Annotated in this window: 2 protein-coding genes; both read right to left on the reverse strand. The window is 49.8% G+C overall.

Annotation, left to right across the window (positions count from 1 at the left end; genetic code table 11):
- Window positions 1-234: 234 nt before the first annotated feature.
- Complete coding sequence (locus A1830_RS20780; RefSeq protein ID WP_067710501.1) at window positions 235-498, reverse strand: colicin immunity domain-containing protein; 264 nt, start codon at window positions 496-498, stop codon at window positions 235-237.
- On the reverse strand, window positions 495-952 hold a 458-nt coding region (locus tag A1830_RS20785), incomplete at its 5' end, for a colicin D domain-containing protein (RefSeq protein WP_304439264.1). The genes A1830_RS20785 and A1830_RS20780, both read right to left, overlap by 4 nt.

A 952-nucleotide genomic window follows, 5' to 3' on the forward strand; every position in this document is an offset into this window, starting at 1 on the left:
CTGTCCCGTTCGATAACGATATCTTCGCAAAACTGTTCAACACTAATCCTGTTGCTGAGGAAGTCTCTTCCCAGCTCGACCAATTTAACTCTGCTCATAAAACCTCCGTTTCTAAATAGATCCTGCCGTTATCGATTGCCGGGTCAATTTTCCAGCCTGAATGGAAATCACCCTCTATTTTAAGGACGACAGCATTCATCGTCCCGGCATGCAGGTATTCCGAAGGAGTGCAGCTCAGAGCAGGTTAAACTGCTCCAGCAGGGCTTTCACTTCCGCCCTTAATTCGGCCTCATTCAGCTCCCCTTCGGTACGATCCGAGTCGGAGTTATAGCAATCAGCCAAAATGAAAAGCTCGCCCGCGCACCAGTTTATTGCTTTATTGGGCTCTTCTTCAGATAACTTACGACGTCCTTTTATTATATCTTCGGAAAACTGCTCAGCACTGATCTGGTTGTTGACCAATTCTCTTCCTAACTCGATTTGACTAATCCAGCTCATAAAACCCCCGTTTCCAGATAAATTCTGCCGCTAACCTCACTAAGTTTAATGCCCCATCCCGACAGGAAATCACCATTGATTTTAAGGACGACAACATTCATCGTTCCGGGATTAAAATATACCCGGGAGCCTTTCTCCCGTCGGTATGTCCCCCGCTCAATGGTGTCCTTATCCTTCAGGTGCGCCTCTATTGCATCGCGAAACTGCGTCAGCGTGGTGCTATTCTTTCGCGTGTTAGTGACGCCAAAATCACCGGCATGCTTATATTTCCTGTCGAGCTGTAGACGGGTGTAACGCCCTGAATCCAGAGGGTCCGTCAGTACCACATACACCGGCTGCACGCCGCTGCCGCTGGCGTCCAGCTGCCAGTAAACAAAATCCTGCATCCCGCCCGGATCGGCCACTGGCGTGGTGGTGATCTGAATCGTCCCAACCGGTTTTATCACTGTCCCGG

Source organism: Erwinia sp. ErVv1 (assembly GCF_900068895.1).
Lineage (GTDB): Bacteria > Pseudomonadota > Gammaproteobacteria > Enterobacterales > Enterobacteriaceae > Erwinia.